The organism is Streptococcus sp. F0441 (assembly GCF_000314775.2).
GTDB lineage: Bacteria > Bacillota > Bacilli > Lactobacillales > Streptococcaceae > Streptococcus.
Genome location: NZ_KB373321.1, coordinates 442,648 through 463,835 on the forward strand (window position 1 = coordinate 442,648; position 21,188 = coordinate 463,835).

Sequence of the window (21,188 nt, forward strand, 5' to 3'; positions counted from 1 at the left end):
CACCTGTAGACGAAAACAAGGTAATGAATGAGAAGTATAAATGAAAAATTATCAAGAATGGTATCAAAATATCAGCTCCAGACTCACCAGCCATCCCACTCTTTTATTTCTGTTACGCAGTTTCAATCGTTTGATGACAGCCGCCATGCCCTTGGTCTATCTGATCTTGCTAGTCACCACTTACCTGCAACTAGGATTGGGTCAGCAAGTTGGGGTTTATGTGCTTATTCCTGCATCAGGTTTTGTGATTTTGTCTCTTTTTCGTAAGAAAATCAACCACCCGCGGCCTTATGAAACTTGGGATATCTGTCCCCTGCTTGAAAAAGATAGCTCGGGACAGTCGATGCCCAGTCGCCATGTTTTTTCAGCAACTATCATCTCCATGGCCTGTCTGCATATTAGTCTACCTGTTGGCTTAGCATGCTTGCTCTTCTCAGCTTTGCTGGGCTTGGTGAGGGTTTTAGGGGGCGTTCATTATCCCAAGGATGTCATCGCTGGCTATGCTTGTGGTATGGTGTGGGGATTCCTTTTCTTCCTATTCTGACATGTAAGTTAAGCTAGTTCTACAACCACTTACTGCTTCAAATTGACCACTTGCTTTTTTGCCCTTGTATTCCTAACTTAGCTTTGATATAGTAGAGTCAGAAAGGAGATGTGATGAAGTTACGAATTGAGATTGATGGCAATTTAGAGGAGACTGAAATTGTCATCAAGACTCCTGCTTTGACAGATGAAATTGCAGATTTGCAACGGCTCTTGCAAGAGTCAAAGGCTCCGAGGTTGACTTTTTACAAGGGGACAGGTGAATATTATCTAGACCTATCAGAAATTCTCTTCTTTGAAACAGAAGGGAGCAAGATCTACGCTCATACCCAGAAGGAAGCCTATGAAGTACGTCTCAAACTTTATGAGTTGGAGTCCATCTTGCCTCGCTATTTTAGTCGAGTGTCCAAGTCAACTATTGCAAACATCCGTCAGATTTACTCAGTGGACAAGTCCTTTTCAGGAACGGGCACCATTTCCTTTTATCAGACGCACAAGGAGGTTCATGTCTCACGACATTACCAATCCCTCCTAAAAGAAAATCTAAGAAACATGAGGTAAAAAACATGAAAAAGAAAGCATTTGGTATTGTTTTATTGGTTCTAGCAGCTTGGATCTTGCTGCAAGGGAATTTTGGAATTCCTTCTTTGGATGGTAAAATATGGCCTTTGATTGGTATCGCCTTTTTTGCTTACCAATCAGTTGAAGCTTTGCTTCGTCGTCATCTAACATCAGCAGTTTTTACCGCTCTAGTAGCCTTAATGATTGCGAATCATTTTTATAACATTTTTCCTATTCCAAACCAGTCTTTGTTTTGGGCTAGCATCTTAGCAGTGCTAGGTGTTGGTTATCTGACGCATTCAAGTAAGTTCTGGAATGAAAAAAAATGGTGGTACAATGGGAAAAAAACAGTCGTCACGGATAAGGAAGTCGCTTTTGGGAGCGGGACCTTCTATAAGCAAGATCAAGATCTCGTAGATGACCAAGTGGAAGTCGCTTTTGGGGATGCTAAAATCTACTATGATAATGCAGAGATGCTAGGTGATTTTGCAACTTTAAATATTGAAGTGGCCTTCGGGAATGCAACCGTCTATGTTCCACAACACTGGCGTGTCGATTTGAAAGTAGAAACCTCCTTTGGTGCAGCTAAGGCAGATGCTCCTGTAGCCCCAACAAACAAAACCTTGATTATCCGTGGGGAAGTCGCTTTTGGTAAACTTGGAGTTGTTTACGTTAAATAAAAAAAGTCTCCTCTAAGTGTCTAGAGTTTTGGGAAAGTGAACAATTAAATATCATATAACCTGAGAGGGCGAGAAAATCGCTCTCTTTTTTCGTTGTAAAAATTAAAGAAAGGAGAAAAATGTCAGATAATCCAGAATTGATGGGATATATTTAGGGAAATAAATTATATACCTTGATTCGATAATTTATTTCATTGTCCCTTTAAAACAGATTTTCTCATTATCCATTATGATATAGCTGTGAATTAACACTAGCTTGTGACAAGAAAGGATTACTTATGAAACAACACCAAACAAAGGTCTCAAGGTTGACTAGAGACGTAATGATTTTAGATTTGATGAATACAATGGGATGGACTAAAAGCCGTGCTATTGCAGCTATTGAAGAGTTAGAACAAACTCATCTTGTCTATTTTCCTGAAGCTGGTGGCTTGAGATTACAAGTTGTAGGAGGCTACTAATGGCGGATATCACGATTGATCAACTAGCCACTCTAACTTTTTATCAAATTCCAGAAATCTTTTTCACCCGTATTCAACACAATGAGAACGGCTATGTCAAATTGACTAGTTCTTACACGGGTCTTTCATCTGATGCTAAGTTAGCTTATGGCGCTCTTTATAATCGTTGTAAATTAAGTATCAGTTCATTCCAGAAGGGAAATAGAGATTACGTTGATGAAAATGGAGCGGTCTTTCTAATTTTTACAGTTTCTGACCTGATGCTGCTATTGGACAAGGGAAAGATGAAAGTTACTAAGATCAAGAAAGAACTGCAAGAACATGGTCTCTTACGAGAAGTTAGGCAAGGACTCAATAAGCCAAATAGACTTTATCTTCAGCTAGTGGATGCTAATTTAGAAATGGTGGAGCACTATTCATCTAATGGTGAGTTACTGAAGAGGGTTAATGCTTTTGGTAAAGTTCTCTATGAAAAAGTACCCCAAAGCCTTGATAATAGCGAAAGTATCAAAAACGGACGTCCGCAAAATGGACTTCAAAACGTCCACGAATCGGACGGAATAAATACAGAGAGGAGTCAGACAGAATCCTCATACGATACTAATCGATACGAGAACGAGTCATCTTTATCTGATTTATCAATTGCTGAAGCATTTAAAATGGGGCAACATGGTTTTCTTTCTCCTCAACTAGTTCAGAAACTCAGCTTGTTTGGGAAAGATGCAAAAATTCTTGAAAATAAAATCTATCAAGCAAAACGCCAAGTTGAAAAGAATTATAACAACCTCTTAGCTAATCAGGAAATTTACGGAGAGGTTTGGCTGCAAGATCTTGAACGTGAGCTTGATAAATTGATTTTCAAAATCAAAACCGGAGAGGCTGAAGGAAAACCAATCCAGAATGTCCCAGCCTACTTCTACAAAATGATGATTCGCTTCTGGAAAATGGCTCTACTTATCGAAAAAGAACAGGGTTTTATGGAGCTATCAGGACAAAGTGAGCACGCTAGAAAATTTCCTGATGAGTGTCCTAGTCTGATTGCATACTATTATCCAGATAAACTATCGGAGACGAAACTGAATAGCTATTTATCAGAATTGTCTAAGGGAGTTGAAACATGTTAAAAGATGAATTTAGACCAATTGATGGTAAAGTGCTAACGATAGGTCGCAGCCCGAAGGAGAAACTCTACACGATTCCTAAAGCTGTTTTTGATTTACCGAAAAAAGAAAGAGCTGAGAAACTCAGCCAAATTTTCTCATCATGGCAACAGAAAGAGGATTGATTTTATGGGATTTTTTAATAACCAAGAGAGAATTAACAGAGGGCAAGCTATGAAAGCTACACCTTCCCAACCAGTTCAAGAGATTGAAATGATTGTAGAGTATTTTGATAAGACGGTAGAAAGTATTTTCATCACTTTCAACTTAGAGGAACTAGAAAAATTGGTATCAAGTTCATTTGGAACAGGAGCGAGTATGAATTTTACATCAGCGACTCCACCGTTTTCTATCAATCCTAGATGGGTGAAGAAGATAACTTATCGGACAAAATAAGGAACAATATCAGGAGGATAGTAATGTTTAAACTAGTTGCAATGGCTGTATTATTGATCTTAGCTTATGGAATAGGGCTTGTCATGCTGGAGCTGAAGAATGCTCCTTTGATGGATGATGAAATACTATCAAGTCCAAATAATGAAGGAGACAAGTAGATGTGAGGAAACAAACACAAAATCGTATCAGAGACTTACGAAAAAAAGCTAGGTTGTCACAACAAGCCTTGGCTGATCAGATAGGGGTGTTTCGCAACACCATATCGAACTGGGAGACAGGATATAGTCAGATAAGTTTGGAGAATGCCAAAAATGTGGCAGAATATTTCGGGGTAACCATTGACTACCTGTTAGGATCAGAATCGGACAAAACGTAGTCCAGTTAAATCCATTTTGACCGAGAAGTCATTAAACTACAGACCTTTGAAAACTGAATACAAGGCTTGCCCTGATACAGCGTGGCTATGGATAAAAAAGAAATGGGGGCGAGCAGCAAACTAGAAAAGGATATCTAGTCCAGCCACTGAACGAAAAAGCATGATAAAGATCATAAGCTGAAGGAGTAAGGGTTCCTAGACTATAAACCCAGCGCATGAAATACCGATGTAAAAATACGTTTTTACACAGCACGGCGTTATTTCGCCTTTCAACTTCAAGGAGAAATCTATGATAGATGAAACAACTGTCCGCTTAAGGGACTTAAAAAACTTAGGAAAACAAGGAGGTGCGACAGCTCGCTTAGAGGACGGAACAGACCTTATCCTGAAGCCAGACTATGCAGTCAAACAGGCTAGAGGATACGTAGACGGTGTTCTAAAGGATGTTGAATTTCATTTGCCTTATAAAAAGGTTTATGATCAAATTCGCACTATCAAAAAAGGAAGCCACATAGTGGCTAGGAAAGTCAGAAGTCCATCGGGAGTGGAACTTCGCTTGACAGGAAAAGGCTACCAGCCTAAGAATACTAAAAATTAGAAAAGGAAAAATCAAAATGAACAAGAAACAAGTATTAGCTACACTAGCACTTTCAACTATCGCACTTGCACAAGCTGGTTATGTATCAGCAGACGAGCCTGCACCAATTGATTCTTCTGCCCCAGCAACAGAAGTCGTTACGCCAACAACGCCTAGCGCTTCAACGGAAACAGAGGCTCCAGCAGTTCAGCCAACGGAGCCTTCAGTTACTCCAGTAGATCCAACAGCGCCAAGTGCTCCGCAGGACAAGGATAACGCTGAAAGTCTTGACGGTGTTCCAGCAGACAAACCAGCAACACCAGGTCAGTCAGCACCTTCAGATAAGGCGCAAGACAAGGATAATGCAGGTAGCCTCGATGGTGTTCCAACACCATCAGACAAACCACAAGACAAAGACAACGCAGGAAGTCTTGACGGAGTGCCAGCTGATAAACCAGCGCCTTCAGACAAGGCGCAAGATAAGGATAACGCAGGTAGTTTAGATGGTGTTCCAGATGAACAGCCAAAAACTACTGATCAAGCAAATCAGCAAGGAAAGTCACAAATTGGAACCACTTCAAGCTCAACAGGACAAGTCGTTCATGATGTGACAAAAGCACCTGTTCAAACCAGTACAGGTGATTCCATTGTCAGCACTCAAAACGGGAATCTTGTCCTTGAAGATGGCTCTGTAGTTGCTCCTGAAGCGCTTGGAGGTGTTACGAATGAAGACAAGACCATCAGTGTTTCAACTGCAGATGGTAAAATGGTGACTTTGCCAAACACAGGAACAGAACAAAGTTTCCTAGCTGCAATCGGTGGAATGTTATTGACCGCAGTTGGCTACTTCTACAAGAAAAAATTATTTTAAGGTGAAATGGAAAGGGAAAACATTAAATGGCAGAAAAAACACAAGGACACGGATATTTCCGTAAGAAAAAATGGGCTAAAGGCTTAGTATCAGGAATTGCAGTTGCAGGTATTGTAGCCTTCTCTGCAGGTTCTGTATTGGCGGATGAAGCAGTACAGCCTGAAAGCAAAAACGACAACAACGTATACGCTAAACAAGCTGGTAAAACAACAGGAAGCCAGTCTGTAGCGATTGATAATGGAGCAGTCACAAAGGCTGCTGACAAAGCTAAAACAGCTGGAGTAGTTGTATCTGAAACACCAAGCGTTGATAAGGGGACAGATACCACTGCTCCAAGACTTGAACAGTCTAAGTCTGAGATTAAACAAGATCAGGATAAACAAGTTCAGGAACTTGAAGCCACAACTACAAAACAAGTTCAAAACAACGAAGCTTTCAAGGAAGCGCAGGAAGCTATTCACGCTAATAATCAATTTGTAGCTGATAACAAAGCCAAACATGAAGGGGCAACGACTGTCACAGTGACGAATGACGGTTCGACTGCCACAGATGGAACTGCCGACAAAAACAAGAAAGCTACTCAAACAGCTAAACAAGTCTTGTCAGATAACCAACAAGCAGTAACAAAATACCTGGGTGAAAAAGCTAAGTATGATGCTACTGTTGAACAAGCTACTGCTCTAAACAAAGCGGTAGAAAGCGCATCTGTACAGCTGAAGAAAGAAAAGGTTGACGTTAAAGTCGTTACACGTACGGTCTCTTCAGTCGCAGAAGTAGAAGCATTGAAGAAACAAAATGACCAGGCTATTGCGACTGCAAAAGGCAAAGTGGAGCTTAACAAAGCCCTGATGGCTGCCTACACAGAGAAGAAGAATGCTAGTGATCAAGTCAATCAAGATGCTGATCGTAAGTCAGCAGATTTGAAAAAATCTGGTGTACTTTTAACTTCTAAAACACAGGAAGTTTCTTCAGTAGATGAAGCCAACAAAATTGCCAAACAAAACCAAACGGCCTTTGATAAAGCTAAGCAGAACCAGGCTGAATGGCAGAAGAAGTATAATGAGCTTCGTGCTAAAACAAGTACGGAAGGCTACACTAAAGAAGTAGTCTTGCAAGCCCTCAGCATTGCGACAGCAAATCCTGAAGCAACAGTGGATTCCTCTGCTCCAGGAGCGCAGGTAACCACTAAAGATTACATCGCTTCCTCAAATGGAACGTCAGGCTATACTCGTGTTCTTGACTCGACTAAAGTCTTGAAATACAAGGATGTTGGCACTGGATGGAAAACAGAAGTTGACTACACTAATCTGAAAGGTTTGACTGTTTCAACTGCAGATGGTAAAAAGCATGATATTTCTCGTATCCATCGAAAATTCGAGCTTCTTAATCAAGGGAAGACAGGATTGAATGATGTCTATGTCTTGAATGATCCAACAGAAGGATTCGTAGTAGCTCGTAACGATGGAGCTGGTGGAGCAGCAGACTACATGAATTTCTTGGTTACGGATACCTACTACTACAATGTGGATGGGAAAGAAGTAGCCTTCCAAGCAAGTGAAAAGACACCTGCAACGTTGACGTATTCCTCACTAAACCATAATCTTATTGGTTGGGAAGGTGCGAAAGCCATTAACGGAACTCATGTTGAAATTAACGGCTCAACTGTAACCTATAACAAGGATTATGGATATGTTTACGCTGAAGAGTACAACCGCCAAGAAGATGTGGGGCATGTTTGGGATACATCTGACTCACCTTACCAATACAAGGGGGCCGCACTTGGTGTTTTCAAGGAAGGGACAGCCTTCACAACCGAATTTATTCAATGGGATGGACCAGATAATCCAAGTGGCCAAACCTATTGGTTCGCTTTGAATACAAAGGTTGTAACGCCAGTCGTTGAAGTTCCAGCTACTGCAACTATCACAAAAACAACCGTGAAACCTGTCAAAACGGAACCTGTATCAACTGAATTGGTCAAAGCGAAGAATCCAGTTAAGCCAACCTTGGCGCTTAAAACCCTTTCTGAAACCAAAAATCAGAAATTGTCTGCAAGCTATCACGGCTACAAGTTGCAGTATAAGCCAGTTGTCAGCAAATCTGTAGCAGATACAGACAAGACTAACACAGATGGCCAAACAGTAGCTAAAAACGCTACTCAGACCTATACATTGACCCATGACAATATCTATGCGAACCTTAAAAAAGGGGACAAGATTACCATCATTGATCCACTCGAAGCTGGAGCAGTTCCTGATGTAGCTGTTACAAAGGCAGCTGCAGAGAAAGCAGGATGGGGCGTTGCTTACGATGCAGGAAAGAATACTTACACCTTTACTGCAACCTACGAAGGGAAACGCTTAGAAGCTCCTGTGATTACCTGGAAGCCTATCTATGACAAGGGCTTCTATGATAACACTTATAAAGTGTTAGTGAATAACTACGAGGTTTACTCTAATCCAGTCACAAACTACACACCACCAGCCCCAAAACCAGTTAAAGCTGTTTTGGACCGCTCTGGTAAGGATATCAATGGTGCGACAACATTTGACCGCAACGTGACCTTCCGCTTGATGACAGATTACAGCCCTTACGCTAAAACCATTGCTTCAGAGAAAGCACTTGGCAAGAAGTTTGCTATCCTGGATGATGTTCAAGACAATGCCTTCACAGTTGACCACAGCAAGATCAAGATGACTGCTGCAGGACAAGATGTCAAAAAACTCTTTGAGATGCATCATGTGCTTTCAGACAAAGGACGTACAGATGCTATCAATAAGATTCTAAAGGAATTGAACTTGAATCCTAGAGGTGAGTTCTATCTCTGGGTAGCAAAAGATTCCAAGAGTTTCTATCAAAACTACGTGAAACCAAATAAGAATGTTACTGTTGATCTCCCAGCTAAACTCCTGGTTAAAGCAGGGGAAATCGTAAAGAACGATTTTAAACAGATTGATTTTGGTAATAGTTATCAGTCAAATCTTGTAACAGTTGAGGTTCCTAACGTGAAACCCGAAAAGCATGCGCTTGATAGAACAGGTAAAAAAGTTCTTGATGGCAAAGAAGTTCAATTAGGCGACTATATCCAGTATTTTCTTAACGGTGTTACTGTTCCAGAAAAACATGATACGTTGTACCAATATGACGGTTTGGATAAACTCGATACGAAGCATGATCGCTATACTGGTAATTGGAAAGGTATCATCAAGGGTACAGAATATACAGCAGAAAAAGAGCTTGTGTTGCCTTATGACGTGACATTGAAAAATGGTAAGGTTATCAAAGCAGGGGATAAGATTGCCAAAGGTAGCACTTATGCCTTTACATTTGAGTTTAACCAAGGTACCAATTCAGAGTTCATCAAGAAACTTGTGACTGTTAAGTGGGATGCCAAAGGTGGTCAATGGTCTTACGTTATCAATCAAGACTTCCTTAACTCCCTAGGAGTAAAAGGAACATTTGATGCTGACTTCTACATCGAGGTTGAGCGTATTGAAACTGGTGATAAGATTGAGAATACCTTCATCAATATTGTCAATAAACAAGAAATGACCGCTAAGGTTATTACTCGTACACCAGAACCACCTAAACCAAAACACCCAGAAAAACATGCGCTTGATAAAACAGGTCAGAAAGTTCTTGACGGTAAAGAAGTTCAAATGGGTGAATTGATTCAGTACCTTCTTGACGGTGCAACTGTTCCAGAAAGACACCATACGTTGTACCAATATGACGGTTTGGATAAGCTCGATATGAAGCATGACCGTTATACAGGTAATTGGAAAGGTGTCATCAAGGGTACAGAATACACAGCAGAAAAAGACCTAACGTTGCCTTACGATGTTATCCTTAAGGATGGTAAGCTTATCAAAGCAGGGGATAAGATTGCCAAAGGTAGCACTTATGCCTTTACCTTTGAGTTCAACCAAGGCACAAATTCTGAGTTTATCAAGAAACTTGTGACTATTAAGTGGAACGAGAAAACAGGGGTATGGTCTTATGTTATCAATCAAGATTTCTTGAACTCTCTAGGAGTTAAAGGTACCTTTGATGCTGACTTCTACATCGAGGTTGAGCGTATCGCAGCTGGAGAAGTTGAGAATACCTTCATCAATATTGTCAATGGACAAGAAATGATTGCGAAGGTAACAACCAACACTCCAGAACCTCCAAAACCAGAGCCTAAAGAACCACACAAGCCACAACCACAAGCATCGCTTCCAAACACTGGAACAGCAGCAAGCATGCTTCCAACTTGGGGAATGTTTTTGGGATTGTTGAGTCTTGCAGGAGCAGGGCTTCGTAAACATAAAAAATAGAACATCTAGAAATTCCCCCTCATCTATGGTATAATGAAGCCATAAAAAAGAGGGGGAAGAGAGATGAGAAAGGACACGAAAATGGATGCACATGTGACTAGAAGTGGATATAGATACTATACCCCAACTCAAACAAAATCAGAAGTCACCAGACCTGAAGAGAAGAAGTGGAAAAAAGGCCTACGTTGGCTGGGAAAAGCCATCTGGTCAGGAATAAAAAACCTACCGAGTGTGATTGCGAGAGCTGCCGTTTTGATGGTTGCGACTCCACTCATGTTTCTCCTCTTTATCTTTAATCTGATTAAGAGCTTGATTGCAACAGCAATTGGTTGGTTTGTGTTTAAGGTCATAGTTGCGTTTCTTGTTGTGTGTTATTGGGCCTTTCTAACAAAGGAAGGAACCGCTCCAGCAAGTGTTGACCTTTGGTTTAAAAATTGGATAATGCCAGAAGGTGTTCCAATCTATCACTGGTGGGAAACAACCATTATCGTTGTCTTAGCTGTGATTACAGCTCTCTCTCTAACCTTTCGTCCAGAGGATGAAAAATAGTATTAAATAAACAAAGTAGGTACTAGGAATCTTTCTTAGTACCTTTTTTATAAAAAGAAAGTGAGAAAAAAGAATGGATGCAGTTGTAGATTTTATTAACAAAATTGGAAATATCGGTGGGATCATCGGTATTGGATGGGCCGCTTGGGGAGCCTGGGACTTAGCGGTCGGGATCAAACGTGAATTGGATGATAAGAAAGATAAAGGAATTCAAAGTTTGATCTTGGGAGCTCTTCTCGGTGCCGTCCTAAAAGCACTCTTTACAGCTTTAGCAACAGGTCTTCAGTCACTTGGGTAGAATGAAGAAAAGGAGGTGGTTTTATGAACCAATCCACACTTGATCAACTAACCATGAGTCTGAAAGATTATAATTCGACTGCTTATGAGTTGATGGAAACTATTTCTGGTTCGATGGAGAAGGTCGCCATTTTGCTTCTTTTCCTTTTTATGGGGATCAACCTCATGAATTGGCATCAACAACTTAAAAGCAATGGTGGGGAGCTGTCTTTTCAGCTTTGGATTGAAGAAATTCTCAAGTATGCTATTGCTCTTTTTTTAATCCTCTATGCGGACGCAATTTTTGATGCTTTGTCCTGGTTGTTCAATGTTATTATTAAGTTAGTAGCTAAGAATGCTACAGATCCCTTCAGTTCTGAAGCACCAGATCTAAAGGGAGTTAATGCAATCGCAAAAGCTATGCTTCAATTTATTTATTGGGTTGTCGATTTTGTTGGTCAAATTTCGACTAAATTGTTGATCTTGTTACGCTCCTTTACGCTTTACACGTATAAGGGAATCGCTAAAATTATTGTCGCTTGTTACATGGTGGACAGCTTACGCCCAATTTGCTTCGGCTTCTTTAAGCTCTATATTGCGACTGTCCTACAGGGATTGATTTTAGTGGTTGTGATCATGCTTTATCCAGCAATTGTAACCAACGATCTTTTGACAGTTGATAAGACTGGAGCTTGGACAACTGCCTTAGTTGCCATCGCTAAAGGAATTATTTACATTGTCATGCTCTTCGGCAGCCAACGTATGGCCAAAAATATCATGCAGGTGAACTAGGAGAAAAAATGTTTAAAAAGCACTCACAGAAGCAACAGCAAGTGCTAGGAAATATTTTGAGAGTTATTTTAAAAACAGTAGTCTGGGGGCTACTGTTTTTACTTAGGACTCTCTTTTTTTATTACTTGTGCCGTAGGGCTCTCCAGCCACATTGGCTGGCTATCGTAAGTGGTATTATTTTAGCGTGTGGAAGTGAATTTATTTTCTTTAGAAAAGATAATTGGAAGAAAGGAACAGAATGACACGTTTAGGAAGTGAATTTTTAAAGGCTTTAGATAGCTACGAAAGGCCAGTTATAGGATATATGACACTGAGGCAGTTAGTGCTACTATTTGGTATCGCATTGACAGTAGTTGTCACTACTATCCTCTATTGGCTGAAGGCACCCGATACCATTCTTTACGGCGTTGATATTTTGTTATTAGCGCCTTTTGTTATTTTCGGGTGTTATTTTGATGAAAAAATTAAAGATAATGTTCGTTTCATGTTAACCAAGCAGGAACGCTCTTATCAGACAGATTATGACAGAAAGGAATACACAAGAAATGAATTTATTCGGCCGAAAGAAAACCCCGAAACTCTCTAAGGAAGAACGGGAACGGGCTAAACGTTTGAGACGTACCATGACGGCCTCTACACAGAACAGCCTTAATTATCAATGGCTTACACCTGATGGACTTATGAAAATTACAAATGATCAATTTTCAAAGACCTATCGCCTAGGTGATACAAGCTATATTACTGCAACAGATGATGAGCGAATTGATATCATTGAGACAAATGCTGATATTTTTAACTCGCTGGATATTGATAATGATATGCAGCTATTGATCCTGAATCGTAGGGTAGAAAGTAATAGCTTATCTTCTATCCGATATGATTTGGTTGGAGATGGATATGACGATTATCGTAAAGAATACAATGCGATAATCAATGATCGTTTCTCTCAGGAACAAAATACCTTTAAGGTAGAAAAATATCTGACGATTACAACCCAAACGGATCAGGACCATCAAGCTAGAAGAATCCTCGATGATACAGCCAGCGTTATTGAAAGCCAATATAGTGGCTTAGGAATTTCTTTTAAGGAATTAGAGGGATTAGATCGCCTTCTTATCTTCCGAAAACTCTTGAGACGAGAAGATTTTATTGATTTTAACTATGAAGATATCGCTATTTCTGGACTATCAACCAGGGACTTTGTAGCCCCAAACTATCTGAAGTTTGAAAAAGATCATATGAAAATTGATGATTGTTTCGCAAGGGTGCTGTATGTTAGACAATATCCTACCTTCTTGAATGACAAACTGATTAAGAACATCCTGGATACAGGAATTGAACTGGCTATCAGTTTGCATGCTAAGCCCTATGATACTGCAGATGCCCTGAAGAAAATCAAGACAGTCAAGTCAAGTGTCCGCAGGGAAATGATCAAAAGTCAGAAGACTGCCGCAAAAGAAGGTTATGGAAGTGACTTGGCCGTTGGTGGGAAGGCTGTAGAGACCTCTCGTGAAACAGAGAAATGGACGGAGGAACTCCAGGATAATGACCAAAAAATGTTTTCAGGTGTGATGACGATTTTCTTCATGGCTGACAGTCTGGAAGAATTGAATATCTATACTGAGCAGGTTCAACGATCTGTCCGTAAGAATACGGTAGAACTGGATAAGTGTTATTTGTACCAGGAAGAATCCTTGAATACGATTCTACCGATTGGGATTCCATTTATCAATGTGAAACGCCGTTTTATGAGAGATATGACTACCAGTAACCTGGCCACACAAGTCCCATTTACCAACGTAGATCTTCGATCTAACAGTCCACGTGCAATTTATTATGGCCAGAATCAGCTATCTAAGAACGCTATCACAGTTGACCGTAAGAAAGACTTGAATACAGGTTCAGGTTGTATCTTTGGGACTTCAGGATCAGGAAAGTCAGTTCTTGCTAAAGGAGGAGAGATTATTCCTACAACTTTAAGTTACCCTGAAGATAATATTATTATCGTCGATCCTGAAGATGAATACACTGTTATTGGTCGAGAATTAGATGCTGAAATTATTACAATCGCTCCTGGATCACAACATCACTTCAACTTATTGGATCTACCTGATAAGGATAAACTGCAGGCAGAAGATAGTGATCCGATTGGCCAAAAATCAAACCTCTTATCAACCTTGTTTGAGAACATATTCTCTGAAGTATCAGACGATGAATTTGCGATGATTGACCGTGTGACGAGAAAGACCTATGAGGAATTTGAAAAACCAACCTTTAAGGATTGGCAAGCCGTTTTGGAACGTCAACCTGAAGCTGTTGCTAAGGATCTGGCGCTGAAGGCAGAACCTTATACTATTGGATCAAATGATATCTTTGCACACCCTACAAACGTCAATATGAATAGTCGCTTTATTATCTTCAATCTCAAGCAGTTGAGTGGTAAATTGAAGCCATTTGCCCTCTTGGTGATTCAGGACTTCATCTGGAACCAGGTAGTCAATAACCAAGGTAGAACCATTACATGGTTGTACTTTGATGAGTTGCAGCTCTACTTCAAGAATAAACTTCAGGCAACATTCTTTACCGAACTCTACTCACGTATTCGGAAATATGGAGCCATCCCAACAGGAATTACACAGAATCCAGAGACTGTTTTATCTACGGAAGAAGGTAGAAAGCTAGTCGCAAACTGTGAGTTTCTAGCCCTCCTGAAGCTGAAGCGGACAGACCTAGAAGCCCTGGAGCAGGTTATTCCTCTTACGCCTTCACTGGAGCGATTTGTCTTGCGCCCAAAAGCGAAAGGTACTGGTTTGATCGTGGCTGGGGATACGATTGTCCCATTTGAAAATCCTATCCCTAAAGATACCAAACTGTATCAATTGGTTGCGACAGATAGTTAAAAAATAGAAAGAGAGGTGATTTCTTTTGTTTGAAAGTGATCCCCATCAATTAAAACAGGAGCGCAAGCGGAGAATCAAAGAAGGATCCTCCCTCAATGCAGAAAAACATCCTAAAGAAGCACGTTTAGACTCAAAAGTTGCATTTAAAGAAGCTAAGAAGAATTATCGCTTAGCGAACAAAGATTATAAACTACACAAAGGACCTCAAGCAACAGCTAGAGGTCTTTTCTTTAAGCAACAACGTGATCGAGCAAAGTTGGAAAAACAAATTGCAACAACGCTCTATAAACGAGCTAAAAAAGCTGATGACAGCTATATTCCCAATCGTATAAAGAGACGAACAAAACAAAGCACTCGAATGAAAGCGAGACACGACGTTGAGAAGACAGTCAGAGATAATGAGATTCTTGGAGACTGGGTTCAGGCGAGGCAAAACATTCGTCAATTTAAGTACCAGGTAAACGCCTCTAAAAGAGCGTTAAATGCTGTAGGAAATCTGTCTAAGTACTCAATCAAGCATAGTTACAGTAGGGCAAATAAGACCTATAATTTTATCAGAGGGCGAGGGTATACTCGAACACCTAGAGAGTTCTCCTGGGAAGGAAAACTCAGCAAAAAGATGAAACAGGCTAGAAATCGTCTAGCTCGTTCAAAATTTGGGAAGGTATCAAGAGGTACAGGGAAGGTTTTGAAGGTTGCGACAAAGCCTCTACGTTCCATCTTATCCAATCCATTAGCAGTTAAGTCCTATTTCTTGATGTTCCTCATCTTTGCTGTTCTAGGGATATTTATGGCCATATTTGGAGGCGGTGGTCCTGTCCAACAAAATGAATTTGACCTGAATAAGTCCTGGCTTCAGATCAGTAAACGAGATCGAGAGAAGTCCAATGATAAGGTAGACTATTGGACAAACATCGATGACATGATCTTTTTCATGAACTTTCGCTACGGCAGTGAGTGGAAACCAGAAAGTAACTGGAATGAGGGAACTGGTGGAGAATGGGCTGGGACATTAGGTTTCAATCACTATTCGGATGCTTTGAATGATCTTTGGAATCATTTGAATGATGATCCTCATAATTTGAAAAAGATGGCTGATTTATATGGCTCCTCGTCAGACCTCAAGTGGGCTAAGTTGAGTGATAGCGAGTTAGAAGAGTATAAAGAGCTAGAGGAGTTGACTAAAGAGGTTGGTCGATACCCCTCTTATCAAGAATTAGCTAACCCCTTTTACCAGGAAGATGACCCTTCTTATCAAGCTCCTCTAGTTATCCTGAAGCGGTTTGGTTATACCTCTAAGAGTGAAATCTATGAGAAAACACAACTAAAAGCTTCAACAGGGCAAGCTATAAGAGCTCCTCTTGAGGGTAAAGTCAGTGTGACAGATGATACGACTGTATCAATCAAAACAGATAAAGCCATCTTTACTTATGAAGATGTAGGAAATATCCGTGTTTCTGATGGTGATCAGGTCAAAGCTGGAGACGAGGTTGGGAAGGTAACGGCAAATGGTTACCAGGTCATTCAGTATCAAAAATTGGAGGAAAAAGAGACAAAGGATAAGAAAGAAAAGTGGACATCAGTCAATCCAGGCTTTTACTTTCAATCTGTCATCTACAATCAGACAACCTCAGTCATTACTACACTTGACGGTGATTTGGGGCAAAAATCACGAGCAATAAAAGACTACTTGAAGCAAAAGGTACCAGGGCTAACAGATAATGGTTTGGCAGCCATGCTTGGGAACTTTGCTACAGAAAGTAATATCAATCCTAAACGTGCTGAGGGAGATTACCTTAGCCCGCCAGTAGGGGCTGATTCTTCTTCCTGGGACGATGAGTCCTGGTTAGCAATAGGAGGGCCTTCTATCTATGGTGGTAGGTATCCAAATATTCTTCATCGAGGTTTAGGATTAGGTCAGTGGACAGATACAGCGGATGGTTCCACTAGGCATACTTTATTATTAAATTATGCAAAATCAAAAGACAAAAAGTGGTACGATTTAGAGCTGCAGCTGGATTTTATGCTGGAGGGGGATACTCCTTACTACATCACTGAACTAACATCGATTCTAACCGGCACAGAAGATGTAGAGACACTTACAGAGCGGTTCTTGGTTAACTGGGAAGGGAATTCTGGAGACAAGGTCCTTGAGCGCCAAAATAATGCTAAGCAGATCCACGCTTTTCTTACTCAACAAGTTCGAGGAGGTGGAGCGTTAGCATCCTCTTGGGATTTCCCTGCAGAGTATCAGTCAAAAGTGGAACGCCCTCCTACACAGGCCTCCATGACGACACAACAAGGAAGCGGCTACCCAGTTGGTCAGTGTACTTGGTATGCGTATAATCGTTTAGTCGAACTAGGAACGATTACGGACTTATCAGGAGCTTATGGTTATCTTGGTAATGGTCAGGATTGGGTGGCAAGCCTGGTCGCAAAAGGATGGCGATATAGTACGTCGCCAACGAAAGGAGCCGTTGTATCAGTTCTAGGTGGATTTGGTGGGACACCAGGTGAATACGGCCATGTTGCGATTGTGGAAGCTGTAAACTCCGATGGATCATTCCTTGTTTCGGAATGTAATATCCAAGGAGTACAGGATAAGGTTCATTTTTCTGTCCTCTATCCAGCTTACTACTATACATTTGCGACACCAAATTAAAAAAGAAAGAAGGTAAATCATGAAAATGATAGATATGGAGAAATTGAAACTCCTTAAAATAGGAGGAATCCTTATAGGAGTTGTGCTAGTTCTAGGATTCGTATTCTGGATTGGAGCAGCAACTTCAGCGCAAAATAAAGCTAAGCAGGAAGCTGAAACTACGCAACAAGAAACCAAAGCAGAGGGAAGCGAACTAACGCAAGAATATGTGAAGGAATTTTTGACAGCTTACTTCAATAAGCAAGATCTTGGAGAAAATAGAAATCGCTATTTGCCCTATATGACAGAAGCTGCTTACAATCAGGAAGTGAACTCTGAAGAAGAACCAACGGTACAAACCTATAAGGGCTATGTAGTGGATACACAGATGAAGTCTGCTATCATCTACATCGATCAAGAAAATAATGTTGCCTTAGCTCAAGTGAGATACACTCAGACACAGTTACAGAAGAAGTATGATTATACTAACGCCCAAACAAACGTAGGATCTTCAAGAACCATACGGATTCGCTTCAGCAAGCAAGATGGGAAATACCTGGTAAATCATATTGACCCCATTTTGATTGTGGACAGCTTGAACGCCAGCGAAAAGGCGAGTATTCCATCGTTAAACAAACCAATCACTAACCAAACACAAAGTACAGAAGGGAAAAAGGAGCAATGACAAAATTAGAAACTTTGGAAAAACAAAAACAGAAAGCGGAAGACCGCTTAGCTGCCTATATGACCAAGGCCAAGAAGGAAGAAGAGAAACTGCAGCAGCTAGAAACTCAAATCATTCTGGCCAAACATGAGGAACGGTCAAACTACTTGGCCGAACATAATTTAACCTGGGCTGATATTGAAACAGCTCTTGCTGAAGGAAAATTGAAAGGAGCTGAAAAAGATGTACCGTTTAACCAATCTGACACAAAACACGACCACAACGTATAAAAATCGGGACCTTGTGTATCAAGCCCTGGAGCGAGAAAATGCTAAGGTTAAACACCAGGAGGCAGAGGCCGTTTTATTGGTAGAGGAGCTTGATAAGAAGAATGTAGTGTTCTATCAAGAAGATATTTATTTGCCGTTTGAGGGAATTGCAGACAGTCTCTTCCTGAAGCCTGGTACGGTGAATCACCAGGAGATGGCGCCGAAAGAAGCAAAAACCTCTCTCTTTAAGCGCCAGGCTAAAACAAAACATGGGGCACAGATTCCTGAAGAAAAAGCAGAAGTCCCTTCCTTGAAACATGAAACACCCAAACCCAAAACCTCCTCCAAACCTTCTTTTTTGGTGTATCTGGGAAGAGTTTTGGTGGTGCTTGGTCTAGTAGGAAGTCTGACAGTTGCTGGCTTATCAATTACGCTAGTTTACCATCAAGAAAAGCAACTATCGGTCGTATCCAAGGAACTTTCTGATTTAAAAACTATTCAGTCAAAAACAGGGAAACTAGATGCTTTTTCACGTTACTTTTTACCAGTCTATTACTCTGATAAAGGGAAGATGGATGATTTTGTAGCTCCTCAGTTAGTGCTAGACAGACAACCAGGTCAACTGCAGTCAGTGATTTTGGAGTCTAGCTTGATGGTCGATGAAGCAACCTATCAACTGACCTATGTGGTGGCCGTGAAAGACGGGGAAAACAGAAGTCAGAAACGCTTGGTAGTTACTGTAAAGGAAGAACCTGAAGCACGTTATGGTTTCCAGGTTATTGCGAAGCCAGAACTATCCAATTATCCAAAATAAAGGAGGGCTTATATGGATCAAGAAAAAGTTAGTCATTCCCTGGCGTTAAAAGGAAAAGTAACCCTAGAGATGACAATACAAGCCCTATATGCCCTCGCAAAAGCCCACTATGACAAGAATCAACATAAGGTAGCGAATCGAACTTTTGAAGGGGAGACGCTATTCAATGACTTTATGGCCACCAAGTCTGAAAAAGACGTTGAGAAGTTACTAAACAGTGAAGTCCACTTGGCCAAGTTAAAGCATTACTTGGAAGAGTATAAGGTGGGTTTTACTTATCATCAAAAAGATGGGACAACCTATCTCTTCTTTGAAACAAAAAATCGTCCCCTGGTAGAAAAGGCTCTCAAAGATATGTTGGCAGACATCACGAAAAACCCAGAAAAATTGGAAGAGTTTGCGAAAAAGGTGCTGAAGAAACCACATGAAATGACTCCTGAAGATAAAATCAATTACTATAAGACAAATAAGGTCTATAAAGGAATGATGCCAGTTGTTACGAAGGAGTTTGGGAAGGAGAAGACACGATGATTAGAAAACCTATATGGCCCTACCTGGTGGTTGGGCTATTTTCATTTGTTATTTTCCAGTCTTTTTACCATTACTACCAACTTTCGACTGCAGCAGTACCTTTCATGGGAATGTTGCGACTTCGTTGGTTGCTAGAACACTGGGAACGCTTCTCTTTTGGTATTTTCTTTGATTCAGGAGCCTTATATGCAGGGTTGATCGGATTCGGCCTCCCAATGCTTGTCTATGCTTCTATGGATAAGAATTTATATCGCCAGGGAGAAGAGCAAGGTAGTGCTCGTTTTGCGACTTTGAAGGAAATGAGACGTTTTGAAGACGTTGATTTTGAGAAGAATATGATTTTTTCAAAACAGGTTAAAATGGGCCTATTTAACTTTCGCTTAGCCTACAATGTCCAGCTCAATAAAAATGTGATTGTCATTGGACTTCCAGGAGACGGTAAAACCTTTACTTTTGTATTGCCAAATTTAATGCAGATGAACTCAAACTTTGTTGTGACGGATCCTAAAGGAAACCTGGTACATGAAGTTGGGAAGATGCTTGAGAAAGCTGGCTATGCTGTTAAAATCTTTGATTTGATTCGGCTCAAGAATTCAGATCGGTTTAATCCTTTTCATTACATGAAGTCTGAGCTAGATATTGATCGTATCTCTGAAGCAATTACTGAGGGAACGAAGAAGAGTGAGCATACTGGAGAAGACTTCTGGGTTCAAGCAGAGTTGATGCTGCAACGTGCATTGATTGGTTATCTCTATTTTGACTCTAAGGATCCTGAAACAGGAGTCCAGCTATATATGCCCAATTTGGGTCACGTTGCGGATCTACTAAGAAGTATGTCTCGAGAGGACCCAGATGTACCAAGTCCTGTCGAGCAGATGTTTGAAGAACTGAACGAACATCAACCTAACAACTATGCTTATAAACAGTGGAAATTATTCCAAAACTTCACAGGTGAGACAAGAAACAGTGTGGTAGCGATTTTGTCTTCTCGCTATTCTATCTTTGATCATGAAGATGTACGAAACTTGATCAGTGAAGATACCATGGAAATGGATACATGGAATACGAAAAAGACAGCTGTTTTTATTGCTATTCCTGAAACCAATAACGCCTTTAATTTTCTTTCATCAATCTTGTTTGCGATTGGTTTTGAGGTTCTTACACATAAGGCTGATGATATCCTGCAAGGTAAAGTACCTGGCTACAGTAGAAAAAATCTTCGCCACATTCAGTTTATTTTTGATGAGTTTGCGCAAATTGGGCGTATACCAAACTTCGCCCAGGTTCTTTCTTCTATTCGTAGCCGTGAGATGTCTATTAAGATTATCATTCAAGCTGTCAATCAGTTAGAATCACTATATAAAAGCGATTGGAAGACAATCTTTAATAACTGTGCTACTCACCTATTTTTAGGGACAAATGACAAGGATACGATGGAATACTATTCCACAAGGTCAGGTAAGCAGACTATACGCACTCGATCCACTTCAAAATCTCATAGTTATCGGAATGGATCCTCAAGTGAAAATAAACAAATTCAGGGCCGCCCTCTTCTAACTCCAGATGAAGTCGCAAGAATTGGGGTAGAAGAAGGATTGGTCTTTATTTCTAAACAAAATGTCTTCAGAGATAAAAAAGCAAGTGTCTATGATCATCCTAGAAAAGATGAGATTGCAAGTTCTCCTGAAGACAAAGAAAACTGGTACGAATACACTCGAAAAGGAACGGATATCGATGGCTTGCTTCTATATGCCAACGATTTGACTCCGCAGCTAAAAGAGTTATTCGTGGCCTAACATACAGAAAGG

24 protein-coding genes are annotated in these 21,188 nt (G+C 40.6%); all 24 read left to right on the top strand.

Features of this window, described 5'->3' with window-relative positions:
* Positions 1-40: 40 nt before the first annotated feature.
* The 24 genes from HMPREF9188_RS02095 (at position 41) to HMPREF9188_RS02200 (ending at position 21,176) form a co-directional block, all read left to right on the top strand.
* Entirely contained in the window at positions 41-544 is a 504-nt protein-coding gene (locus HMPREF9188_RS02095) for a phosphatase PAP2 family protein (protein WP_009729739.1), read from the top strand.
* Between the two features lie 113 nt (positions 545-657).
* A complete protein-coding gene (locus tag HMPREF9188_RS02100) occupies positions 658-1,104 on the top strand; it encodes a LytTR family DNA-binding domain-containing protein (RefSeq protein ID WP_000776583.1) in 447 nt (148 codons plus the stop codon).
* A gap of 5 nt (positions 1,105-1,109) precedes the next feature.
* Positions 1,110-1,784 (top strand): LiaF transmembrane domain-containing protein, encoded by a 675-nt coding sequence (locus HMPREF9188_RS02105; RefSeq protein ID WP_009729740.1) that lies wholly within the window; start codon positions 1,110-1,112, stop codon positions 1,782-1,784.
* A 278-nt stretch (positions 1,785-2,062) separates the two neighbouring features.
* Positions 2,063-2,245, top strand: coding sequence for a hypothetical protein (locus HMPREF9188_RS10570; protein WP_009729741.1), 183 nt, complete (start codon positions 2,063-2,065; stop codon positions 2,243-2,245).
* Positions 2,245-3,369, top strand: a complete 1,125-nt coding sequence (locus HMPREF9188_RS02115) for a replication initiator protein A (protein WP_009729742.1) — start codon at positions 2,245-2,247, stop codon at positions 3,367-3,369. Before HMPREF9188_RS10570 ends, HMPREF9188_RS02115 begins: the two co-directional genes overlap by 1 nt.
* Positions 3,363-3,530, top strand: a complete 168-nt coding sequence (locus HMPREF9188_RS10460) for a hypothetical protein (RefSeq protein ID WP_009729743.1) — start codon at positions 3,363-3,365, stop codon at positions 3,528-3,530. Before HMPREF9188_RS02115 ends, HMPREF9188_RS10460 begins: the two co-directional genes overlap by 7 nt.
* A 4-nt stretch (positions 3,531-3,534) precedes the next feature.
* On the top strand, positions 3,535-3,801 hold the full coding sequence (locus HMPREF9188_RS02120) for a hypothetical protein (protein ID WP_009729744.1): 267 nt from the start codon (positions 3,535-3,537) through the stop codon (positions 3,799-3,801).
* A gap of 23 nt (positions 3,802-3,824) precedes the next feature.
* Entirely contained in the window at positions 3,825-3,959 is a 135-nt protein-coding gene (locus tag HMPREF9188_RS10655; RefSeq protein WP_009729745.1) for a hypothetical protein, read from the top strand.
* Between the two features lie 2 nt (positions 3,960-3,961).
* Positions 3,962-4,177 carry a helix-turn-helix transcriptional regulator gene (locus tag HMPREF9188_RS02125; RefSeq protein ID WP_009729746.1) on the top strand — a complete coding sequence of 72 codons (216 nt, stop codon included), beginning with the start codon at positions 3,962-3,964 and terminating at the stop codon, positions 4,175-4,177.
* A gap of 289 nt (positions 4,178-4,466) precedes the next feature.
* Positions 4,467-4,775: a hypothetical protein gene (locus tag HMPREF9188_RS02130; protein ID WP_009729747.1), complete on the top strand. Its 309-nt coding sequence runs from the start codon at positions 4,467-4,469 to the stop codon at positions 4,773-4,775.
* Positions 4,776-4,791: 16 nt separating this feature from the next.
* Positions 4,792-5,625 carry an LPXTG cell wall anchor domain-containing protein gene (locus tag HMPREF9188_RS02135; protein WP_009729748.1) on the top strand — a complete coding sequence of 278 codons (834 nt, stop codon included), beginning with the start codon at positions 4,792-4,794 and terminating at the stop codon, positions 5,623-5,625.
* A 26-nt stretch (positions 5,626-5,651) separates the two neighbouring features.
* Positions 5,652-9,944: an SspB-related isopeptide-forming adhesin gene (locus tag HMPREF9188_RS02140; RefSeq protein ID WP_009729749.1), complete on the top strand. Its 4,293-nt coding sequence runs from the start codon at positions 5,652-5,654 to the stop codon at positions 9,942-9,944.
* Positions 9,945-10,007: 63 nt separating this feature from the next.
* Positions 10,008-10,493, top strand: a complete 486-nt coding sequence (locus tag HMPREF9188_RS02145; RefSeq protein ID WP_009729750.1) for a hypothetical protein — start codon at positions 10,008-10,010, stop codon at positions 10,491-10,493.
* Between the two features lie 73 nt (positions 10,494-10,566).
* Positions 10,567-10,791: a hypothetical protein gene (locus HMPREF9188_RS02150; protein ID WP_000340303.1), complete on the top strand. Its 225-nt coding sequence runs from the start codon at positions 10,567-10,569 to the stop codon at positions 10,789-10,791.
* Positions 10,792-10,814: 23 nt separating this feature from the next.
* Positions 10,815-11,561, top strand: a complete 747-nt coding sequence (locus HMPREF9188_RS02155) for a hypothetical protein (RefSeq protein WP_009729751.1) — start codon at positions 10,815-10,817, stop codon at positions 11,559-11,561.
* Positions 11,562-11,569: 8 nt separating this feature from the next.
* Positions 11,570-11,803 carry a hypothetical protein gene (locus tag HMPREF9188_RS02160; RefSeq protein ID WP_009729752.1) on the top strand — a complete coding sequence of 78 codons (234 nt, stop codon included), beginning with the start codon at positions 11,570-11,572 and terminating at the stop codon, positions 11,801-11,803.
* Positions 11,800-12,147 (top strand): PrgI family mobile element protein, encoded by a 348-nt coding sequence (locus HMPREF9188_RS02165; protein WP_000197456.1) that lies wholly within the window; start codon positions 11,800-11,802, stop codon positions 12,145-12,147. The genes HMPREF9188_RS02160 and HMPREF9188_RS02165 overlap by 4 nt, the downstream gene beginning before the upstream one ends.
* Positions 12,107-14,461: a VirB4-like conjugal transfer ATPase, CD1110 family gene (locus HMPREF9188_RS02170; RefSeq protein ID WP_009729753.1), complete on the top strand. Its 2,355-nt coding sequence runs from the start codon at positions 12,107-12,109 to the stop codon at positions 14,459-14,461. The genes HMPREF9188_RS02165 and HMPREF9188_RS02170 overlap by 41 nt, the downstream gene beginning before the upstream one ends.
* 25 nt (positions 14,462-14,486) lie before the next feature.
* Positions 14,487-17,123, top strand: coding sequence for a phage tail tip lysozyme (locus HMPREF9188_RS02175; RefSeq protein WP_009729754.1), 2,637 nt, complete (start codon positions 14,487-14,489; stop codon positions 17,121-17,123).
* 19 nt (positions 17,124-17,142) lie between these two features.
* Positions 17,143-17,787, top strand: coding sequence for a hypothetical protein (locus HMPREF9188_RS02180; protein ID WP_009729755.1), 645 nt, complete (start codon positions 17,143-17,145; stop codon positions 17,785-17,787).
* The gene (locus tag HMPREF9188_RS02185) at positions 17,784-18,056 is read left to right on the top strand and encodes a hypothetical protein (RefSeq protein WP_009729756.1); all 273 of its coding nucleotides are present in this window, start codon (positions 17,784-17,786) and stop codon (positions 18,054-18,056) included. Before HMPREF9188_RS02180 ends, HMPREF9188_RS02185 begins: the two co-directional genes overlap by 4 nt.
* Entirely contained in the window at positions 18,010-18,849 is an 840-nt protein-coding gene (locus HMPREF9188_RS02190) for a hypothetical protein (protein WP_009729757.1), read from the top strand. The genes HMPREF9188_RS02185 and HMPREF9188_RS02190 overlap by 47 nt, the downstream gene beginning before the upstream one ends.
* A gap of 12 nt (positions 18,850-18,861) precedes the next feature.
* Positions 18,862-19,380, top strand: coding sequence for a hypothetical protein (locus HMPREF9188_RS02195; protein ID WP_009729758.1), 519 nt, complete (start codon positions 18,862-18,864; stop codon positions 19,378-19,380).
* The gene (locus tag HMPREF9188_RS02200; protein ID WP_009729759.1) at positions 19,377-21,176 is read left to right on the top strand and encodes a VirD4-like conjugal transfer protein, CD1115 family; all 1,800 of its coding nucleotides are present in this window, start codon (positions 19,377-19,379) and stop codon (positions 21,174-21,176) included. Before HMPREF9188_RS02195 ends, HMPREF9188_RS02200 begins: the two co-directional genes overlap by 4 nt.
* Positions 21,177-21,188 lie beyond the last annotated feature (12 nt).